18 protein-coding genes are annotated in these 21,473 nt (G+C 72.7%); 3 read left to right on the top strand and 15 right to left on the bottom strand.

What is annotated here, in order from left to right; genetic code table 11:
- Positions 1–58: 58 nt before the first annotated feature.
- From ABT057_RS22380 to ABT057_RS22360, 5 genes are all read right to left on the bottom strand, one after another.
- Entirely contained in the window at positions 59–1,594 is a 1,536-nt protein-coding gene (locus tag ABT057_RS22380) for an FAD/NAD(P)-binding protein (protein ID WP_352345071.1), read from the bottom strand.
- A gap of 47 nt (positions 1,595–1,641) precedes the next feature.
- The gene (locus ABT057_RS22375) at positions 1,642–2,184 is read right to left on the bottom strand and encodes a flavin reductase family protein (protein WP_352345069.1); all 543 of its coding nucleotides are present in this window, start codon (positions 2,182–2,184) and stop codon (positions 1,642–1,644) included.
- A 263-nt stretch (positions 2,185–2,447) separates the two neighbouring features.
- A complete protein-coding gene (locus ABT057_RS22370; protein ID WP_352345067.1) occupies positions 2,448–2,768 on the bottom strand; it encodes a LysR family transcriptional regulator in 321 nt (106 codons plus the stop codon).
- A 98-nt stretch (positions 2,769–2,866) separates the two neighbouring features.
- Positions 2,867–3,223, bottom strand: coding sequence for a hypothetical protein (locus ABT057_RS22365; protein ID WP_352345065.1), 357 nt, complete (start codon positions 3,221–3,223; stop codon positions 2,867–2,869).
- A complete protein-coding gene (locus ABT057_RS22360) occupies positions 3,220–4,944 on the bottom strand; it encodes a class I adenylate-forming enzyme family protein (RefSeq protein WP_352345063.1) in 1,725 nt (574 codons plus the stop codon). The genes ABT057_RS22365 and ABT057_RS22360 overlap by 4 nt, the downstream gene beginning before the upstream one ends.
- Positions 4,945–5,345: 401 nt before the next feature.
- Here ABT057_RS22360 and ABT057_RS22355 point away from each other — a divergent pair, with 401 nt between their 5' ends.
- On the top strand, positions 5,346–5,861 hold the full coding sequence (locus ABT057_RS22355) for a shikimate kinase (RefSeq protein WP_352345061.1): 516 nt from the start codon (positions 5,346–5,348) through the stop codon (positions 5,859–5,861).
- Between the two features lie 159 nt (positions 5,862–6,020).
- Here ABT057_RS22355 and ABT057_RS22350 read toward each other — a convergent pair whose 3' ends face one another.
- The gene (locus tag ABT057_RS22350) at positions 6,021–6,695 is read right to left on the bottom strand and encodes a ScbR family autoregulator-binding transcription factor (protein ID WP_352345059.1); all 675 of its coding nucleotides are present in this window, start codon (positions 6,693–6,695) and stop codon (positions 6,021–6,023) included.
- A gap of 191 nt (positions 6,696–6,886) precedes the next feature.
- On the opposite strand from ABT057_RS22350, the gene ABT057_RS22345 reads away from it, so the two are divergent.
- Complete coding sequence (locus ABT057_RS22345; RefSeq protein ID WP_352345057.1) at positions 6,887–7,852, top strand: ScbA/BarX family gamma-butyrolactone biosynthesis protein; 966 nt, start codon at positions 6,887–6,889, stop codon at positions 7,850–7,852.
- 189 nt (positions 7,853–8,041) lie between these two features.
- On the opposite strand, the gene ABT057_RS22340 is transcribed toward ABT057_RS22345, so the two are convergent.
- Positions 8,042–8,830 (bottom strand): SDR family NAD(P)-dependent oxidoreductase, encoded by a 789-nt coding sequence (locus tag ABT057_RS22340; RefSeq protein WP_352345055.1) that lies wholly within the window; start codon positions 8,828–8,830, stop codon positions 8,042–8,044.
- 184 nt (positions 8,831–9,014) lie between these two features.
- Between ABT057_RS22340 and ABT057_RS22335 the strand changes: the two genes are divergently transcribed.
- Positions 9,015–10,037, top strand: a complete 1,023-nt coding sequence (locus tag ABT057_RS22335) for an NAD-dependent epimerase/dehydratase family protein (protein ID WP_352345053.1) — start codon at positions 9,015–9,017, stop codon at positions 10,035–10,037.
- On the opposite strand, the gene ABT057_RS22330 is transcribed toward ABT057_RS22335, so the two are convergent.
- From ABT057_RS22330 to ABT057_RS22295, 8 genes are all read right to left on the bottom strand, one after another.
- Positions 9,991–10,410, bottom strand: a complete 420-nt coding sequence (locus ABT057_RS22330) for a PPOX class F420-dependent oxidoreductase (protein ID WP_352345051.1) — start codon at positions 10,408–10,410, stop codon at positions 9,991–9,993. The genes ABT057_RS22335 and ABT057_RS22330 overlap by 47 nt on opposite strands.
- 34 nt (positions 10,411–10,444) lie before the next feature.
- Positions 10,445–12,592 (bottom strand): AMP-binding protein, encoded by a 2,148-nt coding sequence (locus ABT057_RS22325; protein ID WP_352345049.1) that lies wholly within the window; start codon positions 12,590–12,592, stop codon positions 10,445–10,447.
- 194 nt (positions 12,593–12,786) lie between these two features.
- A complete protein-coding gene (locus tag ABT057_RS22320) occupies positions 12,787–14,271 on the bottom strand; it encodes an MFS transporter (RefSeq protein WP_352345047.1) in 1,485 nt (494 codons plus the stop codon).
- A gap of 88 nt (positions 14,272–14,359) precedes the next feature.
- On the bottom strand, positions 14,360–15,580 hold the full coding sequence (locus ABT057_RS22315) for an acyl-CoA dehydrogenase family protein (protein ID WP_352345045.1): 1,221 nt from the start codon (positions 15,578–15,580) through the stop codon (positions 14,360–14,362).
- Positions 15,581–15,708: 128 nt separating this feature from the next.
- Positions 15,709–17,220 carry an FAD-binding oxidoreductase gene (locus ABT057_RS22310; protein ID WP_352345043.1) on the bottom strand — a complete coding sequence of 504 codons (1,512 nt, stop codon included), beginning with the start codon at positions 17,218–17,220 and terminating at the stop codon, positions 15,709–15,711.
- 320 nt (positions 17,221–17,540) lie between these two features.
- Complete coding sequence (locus ABT057_RS22305; RefSeq protein WP_352345041.1) at positions 17,541–18,344, bottom strand: discoidin domain-containing protein; 804 nt, start codon at positions 18,342–18,344, stop codon at positions 17,541–17,543.
- A 611-nt stretch (positions 18,345–18,955) separates the two neighbouring features.
- On the bottom strand, positions 18,956–19,513 hold the full coding sequence (locus tag ABT057_RS22300) for a phage tail protein (RefSeq protein ID WP_352345039.1): 558 nt from the start codon (positions 19,511–19,513) through the stop codon (positions 18,956–18,958).
- Positions 19,510–21,468 carry a putative baseplate assembly protein gene (locus ABT057_RS22295; protein WP_352345037.1) on the bottom strand — a complete coding sequence of 653 codons (1,959 nt, stop codon included), beginning with the start codon at positions 21,466–21,468 and terminating at the stop codon, positions 19,510–19,512. The genes ABT057_RS22300 and ABT057_RS22295 overlap by 4 nt, the downstream gene beginning before the upstream one ends.
- Positions 21,469–21,473 lie beyond the last annotated feature (5 nt).

The following is a 21,473-nucleotide window of genomic DNA, read 5'->3' as shown; positions in this document are numbered from 1 at the left end:
CGGCCACGACGGCGCCGCGGACGACCGACGCCCCGCCGCGGTCCGGCCGGCGCGGCCCTCATGCGGCGATGGGCGTGCTCTCGCCGAGCGCCGCGTTCACGGTCGCCGCGTGTTCGAGGATCGCGGCCACGATGTCCTGGCTGCGGTCGACGAGGGACGGGATCCCGAAGGTGAAGAACAGGGCGCCCGCGGCGATGTTGCCCAGCCCGTACAGCCGCGGGTCGGGCCGGCCGTTGCTGGTGAGCCGGCTGGTGGCGCGGGCCAGTTGGAGTCCGCCGTGCGGGTGGCGGCTGACCGCGCGGGCCCGGATCAGCGAGGTGACCAGGGACAGCGCGCTGGTGGGGATGCGCCCCTCGGAGGCGTTGACGGCGCTGATCACCCGGTCGGCGCACAGCTCGGTGCCGTCGGCGGCGAGGACGTCGAAGCCGCCCTCGTCGGCGGGGGTGATGTCGAGCAGGCCGGAGAACATCTCCAGCTGCCCCGTCTCGACCAGGTCGAGCAGGACGGCCGCGCTGCTCGGCGGCATCGGGCAGCACAGGCTCATGATGGTGCGGTAGTGGGCGCGCAGGATCTGGATCTTGTCCTCCTCGCGCAGCAGCGGCCAGACGTCGGGGCCGGTCTCCGGCACGGCGCGCTGCAGGATGCGCAGGCCCATGTGCGGGGAGTCGACCTCGTCGATCTGGCGGCGCAGCCGGTCGACCGGGTCCTCCAGGTCGACGCGGAGGATCTCCTGGACGACGGCGTCGAGGTCGGCCCCGGCGTCGCGGAACTCGGCCCGCAGGACCGCCGCGATGTCCTCGACGGCGAGCTCGCGCCGCCCGCGGGCCGTGGTGTGGACTCGCTCCGGCGTCAGATGGCGCAGCTCGAAGTGGACGGGCCGCTGCCGTACGCCGGGCAGCACGCCGCGGCGCGAGAGCAGGCTGATCGGGCCCTGGTGGCCGCGCGCGGCCAGCGACAGCACGATGTCGACGGCGGTCAGGCCGCTGCCGATGACGGCGACGTGCTCGTTCTCGCCGATGTCCGCGAGCGTGCCGGAGACCGGGTAGGGGTCGCCGACGAAGCCGGGCGTGCCGGCGAGGCCGTAGACGTCCTTGGGGCTGTCGCCGCCGACGGAGAGCACGACGTAGTCGAAGACCCGGGACTGCCCGCCGGTGCTCAGCCGCACCTGGTTGGGCAGGCGGGAGGCGGAGGTGACGGCCTCGCCGATGATGTCGACGCGCCAGCCGCCCCGCCGCAGTTCGCCGAGGGCCGCGTACGCGGACTCCTCCAGGTACTCGCCGTAGACCGGGCGGGAGGCGAACCGGGCCCCGGAGAGCCGGTCGAAACCCTGTGAGACTCCGGTGACGCGGTCGCGGGCCTGCAGCCAGCGCTCGAAGTGGCCGAGGTCCCCCGCACGCACCGACATGTCGTCGGGGGTGGCGTTCACGCGCAGCGTGTCGGTGTCGACCTGGTAGGCCCGGCCGCGCCACAGGTGGGGCGACGGCTCGAACAGGGTGAGGGTGCCCGGGTCGCCCCCGCTGCGGGCCAACGCGTCGATCAGGCAGACGGCAGCCGCGCCGCCGCCGACGACGCCGATCGATATTCCAGAGGGCATGAGTCAGTCACCAATCGGTATGCGGACGGCTGGTGGGCGGAGCGCTCTCATGACTGCGGGGGCTCGAAGCGGTGGAAGCCACCCTGCAGGAAGATGAGCGGGGAGCGGGTGCCGCGGACGCCGAGCCCGACGACCTCGCCGATCACCATGACGTGGTCGCCGGCCACCATGTGGTCGCGGTAGCGGCACTCCATCCAGCCGGCGGCGTCGAAGAGCAACGTGCCGGTGTGGACGCCGAGTTCGCTGGGCCGGGTGTGCACGAGGCGGTCGCGCTCGGCGCGTGGGCGGGCGAAGAGCCGGGCGAGGTCCTCCGATTCGCCGTCGAGGATGGAGATGCCCCAGACCCGGGCCGCCATCAGGTCGGTGAGGAAGCCGGAGTCGCTGCGGAAGCCGAGCGACACCAGCGGCGGCTCCAGCGACACGGAGGTGAGGGAGTTGACGGTGACCGCGCTGTGCCGGCGGCCGTCCTGTTCCTGTCGGTGCGTACTGACCACGCAGACCCCGGTGGCGAAGTGGCGCATGACGGCGCGCAGGTCGCTCGGGGCGTCGACGGCACCCGTCGGCTGGTCCGCTGCTGGGGCCTGGCCCATGATTGGTCCTCTCCGGGTGTGGGGCGGGAACGAACGCGGATGTCCCAAAGTGACCGGACGGGATCCGCTGTCAGCGACTGTAGGAACGGGGCCGATTCCCCGCTTGCCGTCCCGCGCACGGACTCTTGCGGAATAACGCGCCCCGGTTACGCCCCCGTGTTACGCCCCCGTGCCGGCACACCCCCGGCCCTCGCCTCCGTACACGGGTGACGGCCGGCCCCCGAAGGGACCGGCCGTCACGGGTGCTCGGCGTGACGCGACGCTCAGAGCAGGGTGCGCGAGGCCGCCGGACGTGCCCTGCGGTCGTGGGGGCGCTGCGCCCGTGCGGTGGCCCGCCCGACCTCGCGGCGGGCCGCCTCGGCGATCTCGATGATCCGTTCGGCGTGCGGCAGCAGCAGCTCCCCCGCTTCGGTCAGCGCCAGTTGGCGCCGGCTGCGGTCGAACAGCTCGGTGCCGAAGGCCTCTTCGAGGTTCTTGATCTGTGCGGTCACGGTCGACTGGGCGTAGTGGAGGTTCCTGGCGGCGCGCGTGAAACTCAGCTCCGCCGCCACCTCACGGAAGGCCCGCAACTGCTGGAACTGCACAACACGACCCCTTTCTGCGACTCGCTTCCCCGAGACGCAATAACATACCAGCCTGCCTGTATATTTTCGCCTCCGCGGAAGCCACTCCGTTGAGCCGGTCAGTCGGACATCACGGCGGGCGACATCAGGTCCCGGGCGATCTGCGGCAGCACGGCATCCAGCAACTCCCCCTCGCGCACGGCCCCTTCGACGGTGCGCGGAATGTCGTCGACGGCCACGGCATGGGCGTACAGAGCGGGCAGACTGCGCTGGCAGGCCGCGAGCACCGCGCGCCGCCCGGCCATCTCCTGCTCCGCGGCGAGCGGGACGAACGCCACCACGACCGCGCCGCCCAGCTCGGGAAGTTCGGTGAGGACGAGGGCGCACTCCCGCACACAGGCCAGTTCGAGCAGCTCCGCCTCGAGGGCGAAGAAGCCACTGTCGAGGTCGCTGTCGGTCATCTCGAAGGCGGTCATGCGGAGATCTCCTGTCGCGCGCTCTGTTCCAGCTGGAGGTTGAGGGAGATGATCGGCATGACCGCCTCCAGCAGCTCCGCCGTACGGATCCGGCCGGTGGGGCTGTACGGGATGTGGTCGACGGCGATCACATGCGCCGGAATCGACGGCAGACGACGGGCACAGGCGGTCCGCAACGCCCTGTACCCCGTGGCCTCGCGCCCTACGGCCACGGCGATGAACGGCACGACGAAGGCGTCGCCGAGCGCGGGCAGATCGACCCGGACCACGGCCGTGTCGCGCAGGCAGGGCAGATTGAGCAGGTCCGCCTCCAGCCGGAACAGCGCGGCGTCGACGGCGCGGTCGCGAACCGGCCGGGTCACCCCCGAACCGCGGCCGACCAGCGTGAGCCGGCCCCGCTCGTCCAGGACGCCCAGGTCGTCGGTGACGAAGAAGCGCTGCTCACCGGTGCCCGCGTCGAGGGTGACGAAGGCGTCCTCGCCGTCGAGGTAGCCGTCCATCACATGGTGTCCCGCGACGGCGACACGGCCGGGGCGTCCGGCGGGCAGCACGGCTCCGCTTTCGTCCAGCACGGCGACCGTGGTGCCGAGCACCGCCCGCCCGGTGCGCGCCCGGGCTACCTGCGCCTCCTCCGGGGTGAGGATCATGCTCAGCCCGGCCTCGGGCGTGCCGTACGCCAGGTGCAGCACGGGGCCCAGCCGCTCCCAGGCCGCGTTGACCGTCCAGCGGCCCAGGTGCCGTCCAGGCGTGATCACGCACCGCAGCCGCCCGCTGTGCGCCAGCATGGCGGAGACGGGGTGGACCAGCAGCCGGCCCAGCACACCCGGGGCGATCACCGCGGTGGTGGCGCCTTCACCGGCGGCGAGCACGGCGACGGTCTCCGGGTCCTGGGTGTCGTCCAGCAGCACGGTGGCACCGACCGCGAGCAGCGTCTGCGCCATCTGCAGTGACAGCGGCTGCCACAGCGGCGCGGCCACCAGATGGACGTCCCCGGGCGCGAACCCGAACTCGTCGACCAGGTCGACGAGCCCACGCCCCTCGGCCGCGATCCGCCGTACCGCGATCCGCGGCCCTCGCGCGCCGGGCACGACCCGGAGGGACTCTCGGTGCAGGGGTGCGGGGAGCCGCCGCGACGGTCCGGTGCGCATCAGGCGATGGAAGGACACGGGTGCGTCGGGCCGGGGGGCGTCAGGCGTCCGGGAGTCCGGCGCGGACGACACCTCGGCGGGCGGGGCGAGCGGCGGCTCGGGGCGCGTCCCCGCATCCTGTGCCCGCTCTTCGGACACGGCCTCGTCGGCGGCCGGCTCCCCGGAGTCGCCCTCGGCCGGCCCGTCCAGTGCGATCTCCAGCGCCCGGGACCCGGCCGGCCACGTTCGCCCGGCCAGCAGCGGCCGGTACTCCGCCGTGACGAACACCGCGCACGGGTCGAGCAGGCCGAGGACGGCTTCGAGCCGGCCGGGATCTTCCTGCGGGTCGAGTCCCGTGCAGGGGATGCCGAGGGTCGCGCACGCGGCCAGGGCGACCGCGAGCTCCCAGCGGGGACCGGACAGGAACACCGCGCGGGCCGGGCGGGTTTCGGGCAGCCGGGCCACGAGCCCGGCCGCGAACCGGTCGACCGCGTCGGCGAATGCCGTCCAGGACAGGCGCGTCGGTCCGTCGACGAGGGCGATCGCGTCCGGACGGGCAGCCGCGTGCCGGCGGATGTCATCGAGCTTGATCATGTGGCTTCTCCGTGGTCGGTGAGCCCGGGCCCCGACGTCTGGCCGGAACCCGATCAAGATAAACAAACCCGCATGCGGGTTTGCAAGGTGTATTGGAAAGTGCGATGACCGGGGCCCGTATGTCAGGTCGCGCCCCTCGCCCCGCCCACCGGCCCGCACGATCGAGGACCGCCGCCCGGCCCCGCCCGACGCGCCGGGCCACCACCCGGACCCCGACCGCCCCACCGATCCGAACCACTCGACCGCCGCGCCCGACCCCGGGCATTCCGACCCGGGTATCCCGACCGACACACCCCACCAACGCGAGGAGGCCCCATGCCCGCCGACCGGCCCCGCCCGCCCGTCCCCCGACACCACCACGCCCCGCACCCTCTTCACACCACCCTCATGGAGAGCCCCTCATGAGGCCGGTCGCCGTTCTGGTCGGCCTGCCGGGGGCCGGCAAGTCCACGGTGGGGCGGCTGATGGCAGAGCTGCTGCGGGTCGGGTTCCGCGACACCGACGAGGACATCGCGCGCGCCGCCGGACAGTCGATCGCGGAGATCTTCGCGGCGCACGGCGAGCCCCGCTTCCGCGAGCTGGAGAGAGCGGCCGTACGCACCGCGCTCGCCGAGCACGACGGCGTACTCGCGCTGGGCGGCGGCGCCGTCCTCGACCCGGGCACGCGCGAACTGCTGGCGGGCGGACCGGTCGTCCATGTGGACGCCGAGGTCCACGAGGTGCTGGGCCGCGGCGACCGCCTCACGGGCCGTCCGCTGCTCACCGGCGACGCCGCCACCCGGCTGCGCGAACTGGCGGCACGGCGCGCCCCGTTGTACCGCGAGGTCGCCGGGGCGACCGTACCGACCCTGGGCCGCACCGCCACACAGGTCACACGAGCGGCCCTGCGAGCCCTGGCCCTCGTCCCGACCCGCTGACCACCCGCGGCCCGGACCCGGCCGAAGGGCGGGCACCCCGGGTGCCCACCCCTTCGCAGCCCGCCCGCGCGCCGGGTCCCCCGCCCCGGCGCACACCCCCATGACGCTTCCGGAGAACCGCCGCCCCGCCGGGCGGTCCCTCGCCCCCGGCGGCCTCCGTCATCCGGCCGCCCGCTCCTGCGCCGCCTCTTCCGCCTTCGCCATCATCCGTTTGCCGCGGCCCACCGTGATGTCCAACTGGGCGTAGGTCTCCGGCGTCGCGACCGAGCGGGCCAGCTGCCGGTAGAGCACCGCGGCCCGTTCCTCCACGTCGGCGCGGTTGCTCATCACCTCGGACATCAGCTGCACCCCGCTGAACGCGCCGACGAACATCTGTGCGCAGTCGTGGATATCGATGTCAGGCAGCAACTCGCCCTGCTCCCGGGCCTCGGACAGGATCGCCACGTGCGCGTCGATCCAGGCCTGGTACGGCACCCGGCGGTCGATCTCGTGCACCTGGTCCACCGCCAGCCGGATGCTGCCCTGCAGCATCCGGTCGAAGGTCAGCCGGTGCGCCACGAGCAGCCCCAGGTCGAGCGCGTCCTGGAGCTTGACCCTGCGCTCGGCGGGCGGCACCTCCAGATAGCCCATCTGGCTGCCGACCTGCTCGTCCAGCACGGCCTGCGCGAGTTCCACCTTGGACGCGAAGTGGAAGTAGAAGGCTCCCTTCGTCACCCCGCACCGGCGGTACACGTCGAAGATCGTGGCTCCCGCGTAACCGTGTTCCGCGAAAACCTCTCCTGCTGCGTCCAGGATCGCTTTCCTGGTCCTGACCGCACGCTCCTGTCGCGCCACGCGGCCTCCTCACTTTCTCGGACCGCCCGGGGGGACGGCTCCCGCTGCGTGCTCCGACGGGCTCGCCTTCTCAATCCGTTGAAAAACAAACCCGCATGCCTGTACCTTACCGACCGCGGGGGGGATCGGCCATACCCCCACTCGGCATGCACCTTCACCGACGAAGGAAGAAGGCAATGACCTTGAGTGATATGGCTTCAACCGTCCAGGACATCCAGCAGGGCACGCTTCGCACCGCATTTCCGGAGCTCACAGCGGCAGAACCGTTAAACCCGCCGTCCCTGCCGGTGGACCGGACGCTCGTGCACAGGGCGCGCCTGGACGATGTGATCCCCACTCAGATCACACGCCATGACGACACACACTTCACGGTTTCCACACGCTGGCCCTCGGCGCACCGGCTCTTCGCGGCGGACGGCCGCTACACGGCCTCGCTCGTCCTGGAGTCGATCCGGCAGACCACCCTGCTCGTCTCGCACGCGGAACTGGGGGTCCCGCTGCGCCACCACTTCGTGATGTGGGAGCTGTGCCATCAGCTGGACGCGGCGCTGCTGACGCGCGCCACGGTCCCGACGGGGGTCACCCTGGACGTACACGTCATCGGGCTGCGGAGACGGGGTGCCGTACCCTCCAATATCGACATGAACATGATCATAAGGGCAGGGGACCGCCCGGTCGGCTCGGGCTCCATCCGGTTCAACATCACCTCGCCCGCCGCCTACGCACGCATACGCGGGGCCATGACCACCTCCGACGCTCCGGAAGTCGCGGCCACGCTGCCCGAGCCGGTGGACCCGCCGACGGTCCGCCGCACCCGGGCCGACGTGGTCCTCGCCCCCGCCGGCGGTCCCGGGCGCTGGCAGCTGCGGGCCGACCCGGCCAACGACCTCTTCTTCGACCGGGTCAACGACCACATCCCGGCGATGGTCCTGGTGGAGGCGGCCCAGCAGGCCGCAAACCTCCTCGTCCCGTCGGGCGGGTTCACCCCGTCCTCGTCCGAGATGAAGTTCTCCCGGTACGTCGAGTTCGGCGTCCCGAGCTGGATCGAGGCCCACACCTTCACCGCCGAGGACGGCACCACGTCGGTCAGCGTCACCGGCCACCAGGACGAGCAACTCGCCTTCGTGATCCGGTTCGCCGGATCGGCCGGCAACTAGTGCCGTGGCAGCGCCGCGAGTGGGCCGCCCGCCGGCCGCCGCTCCCGACGGGCACCCGTTGCCTGCCGCGAGCGGTACGGCGGACTCCCCGGACCGGGCCGCCGGGGAGTCCGCCGTGCCGGTGACCGCCGGCAGCGCAGTCGCCGCCCTCGGGCTCCGGTCGACGTCACGAGCCGTACCGAGGCCCGGTCAGCGGATCGTCCGGCCGGAGTCCGCGTGCACGGTGGCGCCGACGACGGCGGAGGCCCGGTCGCTCAGCAGCCAGGCCGCCGTCTCGGCGATCTCCACCGGGTCCGCGGTCCGCGACGACGACGAAGCCGCGCCGCGCAGCAGGTCCTCGGCGCCACGCAGCAACTCGTTGGCGCCGCCGCCCTGCCGGAGCCAGTCGTCGAGCATCTCGCCGCGCATCGAGCCGGGGACGATCGCGTTGATACGGATGTCACGCGAGACGTACTCGGCCGCCGCCGCCGTGGTCAGCCCGAGCACGGCGTGGTCGGCGGCCCTGGCGACCGCCGGCGCGGGGGCGGCGTCCGGTCCCGTGGGACTGGCGGTGTTCACGATGGCGCCGCCGTGCGGCAGCATCGCGCGGATCTGGTGCCGCATGCAGTTCCACACCCCGCGCACATTGGCATCCATGACCAGGTCGTAGAGCTCGTCCGCCATCACGTGCAGCGCGGTGTGCACGGCCGCGGCGCCGTTGATGTTGAAGGCGACGTCCAGCCGCCCGAAGGCGGCGAGCGTGCGGTCCACCGCGTCGGCCACCTCGCCGCTGCGTGCGACGTCGGCCGTCAGGTACTCGGCCGTGTACCCCTCCTCCTGCAGTTCGCGGGTGAGTGCGTCCAGTCTGTCCTCGTGGCGGCCGACCAGCATGACCGTCGCACCCTCGCGACAGAACAGGCGTGCGGCCGCCGTTCCGATGCCGGTCCCCGCTCCACTGATAAAGGCGCATTTACCTGCGAGCAGGCTTTGCTGCGTCATGAATTCAAGCTATCGGAAGGCTGCATTCCATCAACGTCATGGACCATCACTCGGCCTGTTCCCTCCCTGGCAATCCGCGTTTTCACCCGAATTTCACCGCCGAACGCACTTTCTTCGATCGGACCACCGACTTGACGGACGTGGCCGAAAAAGTATGCCCGCTCCTCCCGAAACGGATGACCACATGACACCGAGCCGCGTTCTGATCACCGGTGCCACCGGTTTCATCGGCGCCAGGGTGACCGGGCTGCTCGCGTCCGGCACCCCCGGCGGCCCCCGTCCGGACCGGCCGGCGCTGCGGCTGCTCGTCCACCGCTCCCGGCCCGGGCCGCCCGGCGCCGCCCCGATGGAGGTCCGCCGCGGCAGCCTGAGCGACCCGGCGTCCCTGCACGGCCTGTGCGACGGCGTCGACACGGTGCTGCACCTGGCCTCGCGGATCGGCGGCAGCCTCGAGCAGTGCCGCGCGGTCAACGACACCGGCACCGCGGCACTGCTCGCCGAGGCCGAACGCAGCGGCACCGTACGGCGGTTGATCCAGCTCGGCACCACCGCGGTGTACCGCGACGGCGCCCACCGGGGCGCGGCGGAAGGAGAGTTGCCGCTCGGCCCGGTCTCCCCGACCAGCGTCACCCGCCTCGCCGGCGAGGAACGGGTGCTGGCGGCGGGCGGGCTGGTCCTGCGCCCGCATCTGGTCTACGGCCGCGACGACCTGTGGGTGGTGCCGGGCATCGCGCAGTTCATGACGGAACTGCCGCACTGGGTGGACGGCGGCCGGGCCCGTATGTCGGTGATCGGCGTCCGTGACCTGGCCCGCGTGATCACCGCCCTCGCCCTGCGCCCGAGCGTCCCGCGCGGGGAGGTGCTGATCGCCGCCCGCCCCGAACCGGTCACCGGGAGGGAACTGTTCACCGCCGCCGCCCGGGCCGTCGGTCTGCCGCTCCCGGCCGGCGAGGTGTCGTACGCGCAGGCCCTTGCCTGGCCCGGCACGGAACAGGACCCCGGCTGGCGGCGGCGTCTGTCGCTGCTGACGGTGGATCACTGGTACGACAGCTCCCGGCTGTGGCGGCTGCTGGACACCCGGCCCGGCAGCAGCTTCGCCGACGACTTCGCCGCGGACGCCGACTGGTACCGCTCCCGTCTCGCCGGGCGGTACGGCGGGATCAGTGGCCCCACACATACTGTCTCCGGGGCGCGATCCGCAGGATGACGCGGGGTGAGCCGATGTCCTCGGGCGGGTAGGGGCGTCCGGTGTACTTCAGGGCGAGTTCGTCGATGTGGTCGCGGGCCTCGGCGCCCGTCGTGCCGCCCACCACCGTGCCGCGGACCTCCACGTACCGGTAGGGGTTGTCCCGCTGCCAGATCATGAGCGTGGCCCGCGGGTCGCGGCGCAGGTTGCGCACCTTCTGCCGCTCCACCTCGCTGTTGACGAGGAGGTGGTCGCCGTCGGCGGCCACCCAGACGATCTGCGTCTGCGGGGTGCCGTCCGGCATCAGCGTGGTGAGCGCCGCGAAGTTGGGCCCGTGCGCCAGCGCGCGTACCTCCTCGCGCAGCACGGCGGTGTCGGCCGTCTCGGTGGTCAACGTATGTGCTCCTTCCGTCCGTCCTGGGTGGCCGTCAGCGGCCGAGGATCACCTGCGGGTCGCCCGTGAACCAGAGATTGGCGACCCGGACCCGCCGCATCAGCCAGCGCCGGTCGTCGCGGACCAGGTCGACGTCGTACACGTTCTTCAGCAGGAGGTGCCGGCTGTGGTCGGCGCCGGGCAGGTGCTGTGCCTCCACCAGCGCGGTCAGCCCCGCCTCGTCCCCGTCGTGCCGCACCCGGCAGTTGGTCACCGTGTGCGACGTGTCGAGGTCCACGTCCGGGGCGAGAACGTGCGCGGCGATCGTGTCCACCCCGTGCATCGGCGGGAACTCCAGGCCGATCCGGACGCCGACGGGCCGGAAGTCGAACTCGGCGTCGGGGGTGAACGCCGAGCGGAACAGGGCCGGGTCCTTCAGGTCGCGGCCCAGCGCGAACCGGTGCAGGGCGTCGACGATCTCCTGGCGGTCGGCCAGTTCCCGGACGGCGTCGGCGGTCGTGGTCGCGTCCAGGGCGTGGTGATGGTGGATCAGCTGCATGTCGGTGCGGACTCCTCGGAGAAGAGCGCGCAGTCGAGCGCGCTTCGGCTTGCCGGTGGGGGTGCGGGGGATGTCCGCCGGGTCGAGCGGTACGACGTGGTCGACGGCCAGGCCGAACCGCGCGCCGACCGCCGCCCGGACCCGCCGTACGGCCGCGCCGGTGTCGGTGCCGTCGGCGAGTGCGCAGAAGACGGCCAGCCCGCCGCCCTCCACCGTGCACGCCACCACCGACGAGGCCGCGATGCCGTCCAGTTCCCCTACGAGCAGTTCGATCTCGTGGCCGTGGCAGAGCAGCCCGCCCTGCCGGATCAGATCGTCGACGCTGCCGGTGACGGTGAGCGCCCCGTCCTCGACGAAGGCCATGTCACCGGTCCTGAACCAGCCGTCCGCGGTGAACGCGTGCCGGGTCAGCTCCTCGGCGCCCGCGTACCCGCGGCTGACCGTCGGGCCGCTGACCTGCAGATGGCCGAGGCTGCCCGTGGGCAGCACGCGGTCGTCCTCGTCGACCACCCGTACGGCGACCCCGGGATGGGGCACGCCGACCGGCACGTAGCGCGCGTCCTCGTCGAGCAGCCGGGCGTCGAGACGGTGATCGACGACGCCCGAGGACGTCTCCGACATGCCCCAGCCGGGACGTATCACGGTCGCCGCCAGGCCGTACGGGGCCAGGTTCGCCACGAAACGCCGGATCGTGCGCGCCTTCACCGGGGCACCGCCGTTCATGACGTACGCCACGCAGCTCAGGTCCCAGCGCCGCCCCGGCTCCGCCTCCACCCGCGAACTGACCAGGTCGAAGGCGGAGTTGGCGGCCCAGGCAATGTTCACCCGGTGCCGGTCCATCACGTCCAGCCAGCGCAGCGGGTCGGCGAGGACCCACTCCTTGTCCGCGTGGATCTGCGTGGCCGCCGCGACCACGTCCCGGACGTGGAACATCACCAGGCCGCTGACGTGGTCCAGCGGCATCCAGTTGAGGGTCACGCACCGCTCGCCCACCCCGTTGGCCAGGATGGTGCCCGCCGAACGGCTCAGGACGTTCTCGTGACTGAGCATGACGGCCTTGGGCGCGCCGGTGCTGCCCGCCGTCAGGACGAGTACGGCGACGTCGTGCCCGGCGCCCGGCGTCGGCGCGGTGTCGGCCGGCCCGGCGGGTCCGCCGCCGAGGGCGTCCACAGGACCGATCCAGTGCGCCCGTGGACCCTCGGCCGGCCCCGGCAGCAGGGTGCCGGTGACCGTGTCGGTGATGATCCACGGCCGGTGCAGGGTGTGCCAGGCCGCCTCCAGCGGGCCGGGGCCGCCCTGCGAGGCGACCGGCACGGGCACGAACCCGCCCAGCACACACGCCCAGAACGCGGCGAGCAGCTCACGCTCACGGCCGAGCCGCAGCAGCACCCGCTCGCCCGGCCGCACCCCGGCCCGGCGCACACCGCCCAGCACCCGCGAGGCCTCGTCCAGCAACTCGCCGTAACTGCTCCAGGACTCGTTGCCCGACCCGTCGATATGACAGATCGCCGGGTCACTGCGCCGCCGTGCGGCTTGGTGCAGCGCCTCGGCCAGATTCGCCGGGCCCGGCTCGGGCAGCGGCGCCCCGGCGAGCAGCGAGACCTCGGCGGCCGGCTGACGGCCTGTGGTCTGCGGGGACCCCAACGGACGCACTCCTTCGGGTGGTTGGGCTGGTTGGGCTCGTGCGGCTGGTGCGGCTGATTTCTCTGGTTGGGCTCGTTCAGCTGGCGCGGCTGATCCGGCTGTCCGGCTGTCCGGCACGGGCGCGGGACCCGCGCGACCCGCGGGACCCGCGCGACCGGCCGGGACGGCGCCGCAGACCACGCGGCGCTCGGCACTCAGCGCGCCGCGGCTCCCGCCGCCCGCCGCCGCACAGCGCCACGCACCGCCGACGCCAGGGCGAACAGCATGGTGAGCGCGGAGATTCCGGTGACGACGTACAGGCCGGAGTGGTAGCTGTCGAGCCGGTCCGCGGCGGAGGAGCCGTCGCCGGCCATGGTCGCGGTCACCGCGGCCAGCACCACCGCGGCACCGACCTGGTAGCCGGTCTGCAGAATGCCCGCGGCAGCGCCCTGCTCGGACTCGTCGACCCCGCTGGTCGCCTGCACATAGGCGCCGGTGAAGGAGAACGGGAAGGCGACGCCGATCAGCAGCATGGTCGGCAGGATGACGCCGACGTAACCGGACGACGTACCGATCCGCCAGAACAGCAGGTACGCCGCGGTGTAGGCGACGAACCCGGCGAAGATCATCCAGGCGGGGCCGAAGCGGCCGACCAGCTTGCCGGCGCGCGGCGCGATGGTGGCGATGAGCAGCCCGCACGGCAGGAAGGCCAGCGCCATCTGCAGCGGGGACCAGCCGCGCAGCGACTGCATGTACAGGGCTCCGACGAACTGGAAGCTCATGTACGTGCCGAGGATGGCCGCGGCCGTCAGGGCGGCGCCGATCAGGGCACGGTTGGTGAGCAGGCCGAGCCGGATCAGCGGCTCGGCGGTACGCTGCTCGACGCCCACGAACACGGCGACCAGGGCAGCCGCCACGGCGAAGCCGCCGATGGTGAGGGCGCTGCCCCAGCCCGCCTCGGGCGCCTGGACGATGGTGAACACCAGCAGCAGCATGGCGAGGGTGACCAAGGCGGCACCCGCCACGTCGTAGGTGCGCCGGCCCGGGGCGCGGGCGGGGTCGCGCGGCACCAGCGCGAGCGCGCCGAACAGCACACCGAGGGCAACAGGCACCGGCAGCAGGAAGGTCCAGCGCCAGCCGATCTCGGTGAGCAGACCGCCGAAGACCAGGCCCATGGAGAAGCCGGCCGCGCCGCACGCGGTGTAGATGCTGACGGCCCGGTTGCGCTGGGCGCCCTCCGGGAACGTCGACATGATGATCGCGAGGCCCGCCGGGGCGGTGAAGGCAGCGCTGACGCCCATCACGAAACGGGCGGCGATGACCAGCGCGCCGTCGCTCGCGAGCCCGCCGGCCAGCGAGGCGGCGGCGAACACGGAGACGGCGACCAGCAGCACCTTGCGCCGGCCGAGCAGGTCGGCCATCCGGCCGCCCAGCAGCAGGAAGCCGCCGAAGCCCAGCACATAGGAGCTGACGACCCACTGCACGGCCGAGGTGGACATGCCCAGGGAGGACTGGATCGGCGGGACGGCGATGCCGACCATCGCGTTGTCGAGCGCGTCCAGGAACATCGCGCCGCACAGCACGATCAGCGTGCCCCAAAGGCGGGCGCTCCAGGCGGAGTTGGCCTCGGGCGGCGCCGAGGCGGCTTTCGGTTTGCCGGTGGCGTCGTTGATGACGGGTGGTTCGGTTGACGTAGCCATGAGAGCCGGTCCTCGTGATCGATGGGGTGTGGAGTGGTGCGGGTGCTGCTGCGGTGCGATGCAGTGCGGTGCGGTGGCCGTCGTCGGATCAGGCGACGACGCCCACGCTGTAGGCGTTCTGCGGGACGCCGCCCAGCAGATGGGCACCTGCGGACTGGACGACCTGGTCCTGGGCGATGACGTGCTGGCACATGGTGTTGAGGTCGCGCAGCCAGCGGTCGAGCACCGAGGGCCGGTAGACCGCGGAGGTCGCCACCAGGTCGAAGAGGGAGGCGACGACGGAGCGGGCGGTGCGGAAGGCGCCCACCCGGGCCAGCACGGTGGCCACCTGCTCGTCCCTGGTGGGCACGTTGCCGGCCTCGAGGATCTCCCACTGCTCGCGCAGGCTGCCGTAGACGGCGTAGCGGGCGGCGGACAGGTCCATCTCGGCCTGCGCGATGGTGGTCTGGACGCGGTAGCTGTCGGTCCAGGGGGTCTGGGTGGTGCGGTCGATACGGGTCTCGGCCACCTGGCGGACGTGGTCGATCGCGGCGCGGGCGACCCCGAGCGGCACGCCGGGCATGTTGCGCAGGACGGCGTCCGGGGTGCCGGCGGCGCCCTTGACGCGGGGGAAGGCGAAGCTGAAGGTGTACTCCTCGGGGACGTACAGGTTCTCCGTGCGGTAGTCACGGCTGCCGGAGCCGGCCAGGCCGGTGGTGTACCAGGTGTCCTGGATCTCGAAGTCCTCGACCGGGGCCACGATGATCCGCCAGTTGCCGGGCGCCCCGGCCCCGCCGGGCTCGAGTTCGCCGCCGCGGGTGACCAGCACGCCGCCGACGACCCAGGTGCTGTGCGTGATGCCGCTGCCGAAGTGCCACTGCCCGTTGACCCGGTAGCCGCCGGGCACCCGCTCGGCGCGCCCCATCGGCATGATCGCCCCGGCGGTGACGGCGTCCGGGTCGGCCAGCAGCCGGCGGGCGACGTCCTCGGCGAGGAAGCCGGCGTAGATCGGGGTGTCCATGCCGATCATGGCGCACCAGGCTGCGGAGGCGTCACCGGTGGCGAGTGCCTCGACGACCTCCGTCTGCTGCATGGGATCGAGGTCGGGCCCTCCCCACGCCTTCGGCAGGGCCATGCGGAAGACACCGGTCCCGCGCAGCAGTTCGACGACGTCCGGCGGAAGCTGCCGGTTGTTCTCGATGTCCTCGGCGCGCTCCCGCAGCCGGGGCGCGACGGCGCGGGCACGCGCCAGGATCTCCTCCGCGGTGAGGGAGTTCTGCTGCGACTCGCGTGTGACGGAGGCGGTGTCCAGGTCTTCTGTCAGTGTCATACGGCGTTCTCCCGGCGTCCGGTGTGTTGCAGGCAGGGGCAGGTACGGCGATTCGGCACGTGCGGCAGGCGCTGCAAGTGCTGCAAGTGCTGCAAGTGCGGCAGGCAAGGAATCGAGGGTCGGGGCACTCAGGCGTAGCGGCCCGGGGCGATGACGTGGTGGGGGTCGACGGCGTCCTTCAGCAGCCGGGCGAAGGCCCGCGCGCCGGTGCCCGCCGAGAGCCGGTCGGCCCAGTCTGCGTGCTCGATGCCGAGGCGGTAGGGGATGAACCCCTCGGCCACGAAGAGCTCGTGGAGCCGGTCCAGCGCCCGGTGCGCCCGCTCGGCCTCGTCGTCGGCCCGTGCGAACTTCATCGTCACCACGCAGTCGACGAGGTCCGGCCCCAGCGCGTTGAGCGTGACCCCGCAGCGTGTTCCGGTCTCCACGCGTACCTGCTCGACCAGCTCGTCCACCCGCGCCAGCGCCGGCCCGGTGAACGGCACCAGCGGAAGGAAGAACAGAAAGCCGCCCTCCTCGTCCAGCCGTGCGGCGGGCCGGCCCATCTTGGCCTCGAACAGCACGTCCGTCGGGTCCGGATCACCGGCGTACGCCCGCTCCACGCGGACGGCGATGTCGTGATTGGGGGCGTCCGGGTCCCGGGCGTCGCGGTCCGTGACGGTGGTGAACAGCCCGGACCTGACGGCCTCGGTGACCACGATGCCGCTGAGCGCGTCGACGGCCTCCGCGGTCCCGTCCACACAGACATGGACCAGGTACTGCCCGGCCGGGCTGTCGTAGGCCTTGGCGGCGGCCTCGTTGTAGATCTTCACCACACCGCGGCTCAGCCCCTGGCTCACCCAGCGCTGCACCTCGGCGGTGGCCGCCTCCACCTTGTCCGGTGTGAAGTTGAGCCGGACCACCCGCAGGTCCTCGGGCCGCGGCAGCAGCCGCACGGTGGCCGCGGTGATCACCCCGAGGCTGGACTGGACGAACAGTTGCACGAGGGAGGGTCCGAGCCCGTGGGAGTACACGGGGGTGGTGCGACCGGCGTCCGGCCACCATCCCACGCGTATCAACTCGCCACTGGGCAGGACGACTTCGAGCCCGGTCAGATCCTCCACGCGCTGATGGCGCAGCCCCACCCCGCGGTCCAGCGCATTGCCGACGACACTGGTGCCCGCGGAGGACACCGTCACGTTCAGCATGCGCTCGCTGCCCTCCAGAAGGCGGGCGAGCCGGGCCTGGGTGACGCCGGGCTCCAGCACGGCCCAGCCCTGAGCGACGTCGATGTCGCGGATCTGGTCGAGCCCGGACAGGTCGAGCACGACGGCCCCGTCCTGAGCGGGCTCGCGGGAGCCGAGGCCCCAGTTGCCGCCGGTGCTGAAGGTGTGCAGCCGGGCCGAGGTCCGCCCGTCGGCGAACAGCCCGACGACACGGCGCACCTCCTCCGCGGTCTGCGGGCGTACGACACCGAAGACGGTGCGCGAGCGGTACAGGCTGACATTCGGGCCGAGCGGAGTGGACGGCCCGCCGTCCGCGGCCTCCTCCGGGTAGATGACCCGGTCCGCACCCACCACCTGGGCGGCCTTGTCCAGCACGGCCCCCAGATCGTCGGGCCCGAACACCTCGTGCCCGGCGGTTGCTTCCGGCAGGACGGTCATCCGAAACACCTCGAATTCCTTCGTCAGGGGCGGTCGAAGGCGGCCGGAGGACGGTGCTCACCAGGCGCCGCGTCCACGTTAGGAAGGAGGAGCCGTCCGCTTTCCCGCGAAAGCGCACGCACACTGCGGAGTTCGCGCACACCTCACCGACGTGCGGGTTCTTCCCACGCCTCTGCCGGGGCCGAGCGGCCGCACTACCGACAAAAAAAGGGCCCCTGACCAGTACTTTCACTGGTCAGGGGCCCTTGGCGGCAGACGAGTCGGGCGGTACGCCGGGGGCATCTGACGCGCCCTGCCGACCTGCACCCTGCCGGCCGTGTTCAGCTCGGCGTACGTCCGAACATCTCCACCTCGGCGATCGCCACCTGCTTGTCCTCGGCCGTGCCGTACGCGCCGCGCAGGATCACGTCGACCTGTACGACGTCGTCCATCGCGGCGTCGACCAGTTGGGGACCGCCGTCGGCGAGCTGGTGACGAGTCAGCGAAGTGCGGCCCGAGGCGTCGGTGATGAGCAGATCGAAGCGTTCGGGGCGGGCCTGGACGTCGAGGTCCTCGGAACGTGTCGAGACACCAGGCGTGATCATGATCTTCTCCAGATCGACCGGCCGGCCGTAGTTCGCCTGGAGGTACTGGCCCGCGGAGTCACCGGAGAAGCCGGGCCCCCACCAACTGTTGCTGACCCCGTCGAAGGCGTTCTGCACGGGGTGAGCGGCGTCGGAGTTCGACGCGCTCACAGCGGCGGGCTGGAGCGGGGCGGGGTCGGTGAAGTGGTCGCGTATCGCGCGGATCACTGCGGGGGTCAGGAACGCGGCACCCACCAGCACCGCGACGACACCGACGGTGATCAGCACCCGCTTCCAGGGCACGCGGGGCCGCCATCCCGCGAAACGTTCGCCCCGCCGACGGGCGGCCGTGGGTGCCTGCCGTCCGCCGCGGTCCAGTGGGGCGCCGTCGTTCCGGCAGAACGTACGGTCCGAGCGGTTCTGCACCCCGCACCGCCAGCAGGTGATGCCGCTCTCCTCATCCGCCGTCACGGCGCGCACACTCGGCCGCGCGGGCTCGGGACGACCCGGCAGTACGGCCGGCACCGCCGAGGCGGCGGGCTCCGTCTCGGGTACGGGCACGAGGAGCGCTCTGGCCCGTGTCCGGCCGTCGGCCGCCGTGGGCCGCGCCGGCCGGGACCCGGGCTCACCGCGTGGGGGACGTGGTGCTCCGTCTCCGCTCGCCGGCCGGGTGAGTTCCGGCTCACCGGGATTTGCGGAAGCCACCCCTCCGGACGCCGGCGTCGGTTCCGTACCGGATTCCTCGCCGCCGCAGCGGCGTGCCGAACCGTCCGCCGTGGCTCCCGCGCCGGGTTCCCGGGTCACGGGGGCTCTCCGGCCGGAGACGGACGAGTTCTCTCGGGCCGGGCGCGAGGCACCGGCGGTGGGCTCCGCACGCGAATCGACGGCCTCCGACGAGGACCTGTCGGGCTCGGGCCGCCGCCGGCCGGATCGCTCCTCCGCGGACGCGGAGCCGGACGCGGAGCCGGAAGGGGAGCCGGAAGGGGAGCCGGAAGGGGAGCCGGAAGGGGAGCCGGACGCGGAGCCGGAAGGGACGGGCCCCGGTCCGGCGGCCGGAGCCTGCGGCGCATCCCAGTCCACGAGCGTCCCGCACACCTCGCAGAACGATTCCCCGCTCCCGGGACCCGGAGTTCCACACACCGGGCACAGCCCTTCGGCCGTGGGCTTCTCACTCATCTCTCGTCACTCCTCTCATCCAGCACCACGACGGTGAACGGCAGATGCGCGGGACGGGCCGCGGCGACCAGGGTTTCCAGGCGGTGCGTGTCGAACGCCGCGGGGTCGGCGACCCGCACGACCACCCGCAGACCCGGGCGCGGATCACCCGGGAACGGGCCACGCGGTCGGGCCGACCAGGTCGCGCCGCCGCTCTCCGCGATCTCGGGCGTGACACCGAAGGCGAGGCGGATCGCGGCCGCGAGCCCGTGCGCCGTCCCGCGGCGACGGTGCAGCGCCATCGCCGTCCCGACGGCCTCCCGCCGGACCGACTCCGATGCCAGGCCGTCCAGTTCGGCTCCGACCCAGCCCCCGATCCAGTCCAGGAAGTCGGCGGGCGCGAGCCCCGGGCGGAAGTACGCGTCCAGGCAGTCCAGAACGTTCAGTACCGGGGCCTGCATCGTGTCCAGCCCGTCCGCGAACACCCCGGCGAAGCCGTCCTCCGCGTACACACCGGGCAGTTGGTCCCGCAGGGGGTAGGCGGAAGCCGAAGGAGGAACAGGAGGGGAGGTCATCGATCCCCGATCACTCTGACTCGGTGGTCGTACGGGAACAACAGGGCGGATCCGGTCAGTTCGATGCGGTCCGTCGGCTCGCCGCGGCGACCCGTCAGTGGATCGGCGGGGCACAGCTCCACCTCGTCCACCAGTTCCACGCCCGGCACGCGCTGCAGCGCGGCGAAGATCTCTCCTGACCGCAGGGGCCGGCCGAACGGCCACCCCCGCCCGTCCGCCCCGCCGGTCAGCGGATCCAGATAGGCGTACAGGGCGTCGAGCGCGGCGGCCCGCACCTCCTGCGCGGGGACGCTCCGGTACGCGTGCAGCGTCGCCGTGACCGAGACGCCCTGGTAGTAGGGCGGGCCCACGGCCAGTCGCGTCCCCAGCGGGCGGCGCTCGTCCAGATGGCGCGTCACCCGCCCCAACAGCTCGTCCTCGGGGACGAGTTGCTCGAAGCGGAGCCGGCCGCCGGGGTCGGGAACGGCCCTGGGTACGACAAGGACCCGTACGGCTCCCTCCCCGTCCGTGTCCGACTCGGCCCCCACGCATACGATCCGTGCGGTCTCCGGCGCGGCCTGCCGGGCGAGTTCCTCGTAGTCCCGCGAAGTCACCGCGCGTTCCTGCGCCCGCAGTGCGATCGGCGCCCGGACCTTGGCCTCCTCGACGGTCTCTCCGTCGACCCCACCGCGGGCGGCCTCCCGGTTCTCGACCCGGGCGATGTACGGGATGGAGCTGCGCAGCACCTGCAACCGGCCACGCGAGACATTGCCGCCTCGGCCGCCCCCGGCGCGGTAGCGCGCGGCCCGCACCACGGCCCCCTTGGCGGGCACCGCCCCGTACTGCCGGAGGCTGCCGTCCGGTTGTCGTACGGACGGTCCGAACGTGATCTGTCCTGTCGTCGCGTCGACCGTCAGATGCCGGTCGGACGGCCCGGAGGCCGCGAAGTCGGTGACGATCCGCCATGCCCGCCAGCCGTCGCCGCCCTCCGCCACCTCGACCTCCAGCGGCGGATCGTCCGCGACGATCGGCGCCTGCCCGAGCCGCATCCGCTGCCCGGGCGCACCCGACGACTCCCCGAGCCGCTCATCGCGTATCTCGACCGCGTGTACGGCCCGGACGGTGCCGCCGATGGTGTAGGCGGAGGCGGACCGGATGGTGGGGGTGGCGGCGTAGAAGGGCTGGTCGCGGGCGGGCTCCAGGACCCGGCAGCGCAGCCAGCCCGCCTCGTGCTGCCCGAGCGGGGAGAGTGTGTGCCCGCCCGGCACGTGCAGGATCACCTCGCCGGCCCGGTTGAGGCCACCCGTGGTGTCCTCGTCCACTTCGCACGGCTCCCATCCGGCGGCCGTCCGCGCTTCCCAGACGAGCGGCGGCTGGCGGGGGTCCACTCCGACGCCGTCGACGCGGCTGTCCAGGGCGAGCACCACCGCGCAGTCGGGGACGGCCGCGGACAGCCCGAAGAGCAGTACGTCCCCGGGCTGAGGTTTCGCGGCGAAGGCGGGCACGTCGGTGGTTCCGAGGACCGCGCTCGTACGGTCCTGGGGGCTGCCCTTGTTCTCCTGCCGCAGCACGCGCTGGAGCGAGCACGGCGGCACGGTCAGGTCCCGTTCGGTGGTGAAGACGACCGCTTCCTGGGTTTCGGTGCGCTGGGTGGCGACCTCGGTCCCGGTGGGCAGCAGCACGGGCTCGGGCTGTGCGGCCGACAGCCAGAAAGTGACGTCGGCGCGGGCCGCCGACGGCGGAAAGAGGGTCACACCGAGGAGGTCCAGGAAGGACAGGTAGTTCTTGTCCGGGACCCGGTTGAGCCGGTAGACGAGCTGGTCGGTCATATAGGCGACGGCTTCGACGAGTGTGATGCCGGGGTCGGAGACGTTGTGGTCGGTCCACTCCGGGGCGCGCTGCTGTATGTAGCGCTTGGCGTCGTCGACGAACTGCTGGAAGTGCCGGTCGTCGAGGTTGGGGGCGGGCAGGGGCATGGCGG

The sequence above is a fragment of the Streptomyces sp. NPDC002588 genome, from assembly GCF_040295925.1.
Lineage (GTDB): Bacteria > Actinomycetota > Actinomycetes > Streptomycetales > Streptomycetaceae > Streptomyces.
This window is presented reverse-complemented; position numbering and strand designations above follow the sequence as displayed.

Coding starts and splice junctions, on each gene's coding strand:
- ABT057_RS22380 (WP_352345071.1), bottom strand. CDS start 1,594: ATGCCCTCTGGAATATCGATCGGCGTCGTCGGCGGCGGCGCGGCTGCC.
- ABT057_RS22375 (WP_352345069.1), bottom strand. CDS start 2,184: ATGGGCCAGGCCCCAGCAGCGGACCAGCCGACGGGTGCCGTCGACGCC.
- ABT057_RS22365 (WP_352345065.1), bottom strand. CDS start 3,223: ATGACCGCCTTCGAGATGACCGACAGCGACCTCGACAGTGGCTTCTTC.
- ABT057_RS22360 (WP_352345063.1), bottom strand. CDS start 4,944: ATGATCAAGCTCGATGACATCCGCCGGCACGCGGCTGCCCGTCCGGAC.
- ABT057_RS22355 (WP_352345061.1), top strand. CDS start 5,346: ATGAGGCCGGTCGCCGTTCTGGTCGGCCTGCCGGGGGCCGGCAAGTCC.
- ABT057_RS22345 (WP_352345057.1), top strand. CDS start 6,887: ATGGCTTCAACCGTCCAGGACATCCAGCAGGGCACGCTTCGCACCGCA.
- ABT057_RS22340 (WP_352345055.1), bottom strand. CDS start 8,830: ATGACGCAGCAAAGCCTGCTCGCAGGTAAATGCGCCTTTATCAGTGGA.
- ABT057_RS22335 (WP_352345053.1), top strand. CDS start 9,015: ATGACACCGAGCCGCGTTCTGATCACCGGTGCCACCGGTTTCATCGGC.
- ABT057_RS22320 (WP_352345047.1), bottom strand. CDS start 14,271: ATGGCTACGTCAACCGAACCACCCGTCATCAACGACGCCACCGGCAAA.
- ABT057_RS22315 (WP_352345045.1), bottom strand. CDS start 15,580: ATGACACTGACAGAAGACCTGGACACCGCCTCCGTCACACGCGAGTCG.
- ABT057_RS22310 (WP_352345043.1), bottom strand. CDS start 17,220: ATGACCGTCCTGCCGGAAGCAACCGCCGGGCACGAGGTGTTCGGGCCC.
- ABT057_RS22300 (WP_352345039.1), bottom strand. CDS start 19,513: ATGACCTCCCCTCCTGTTCCTCCTTCGGCTTCCGCCTACCCCCTGCGG.
- ABT057_RS22295 (WP_352345037.1), bottom strand. CDS start 21,468: ATGCCCCTGCCCGCCCCCAACCTCGACGACCGGCACTTCCAGCAGTTC.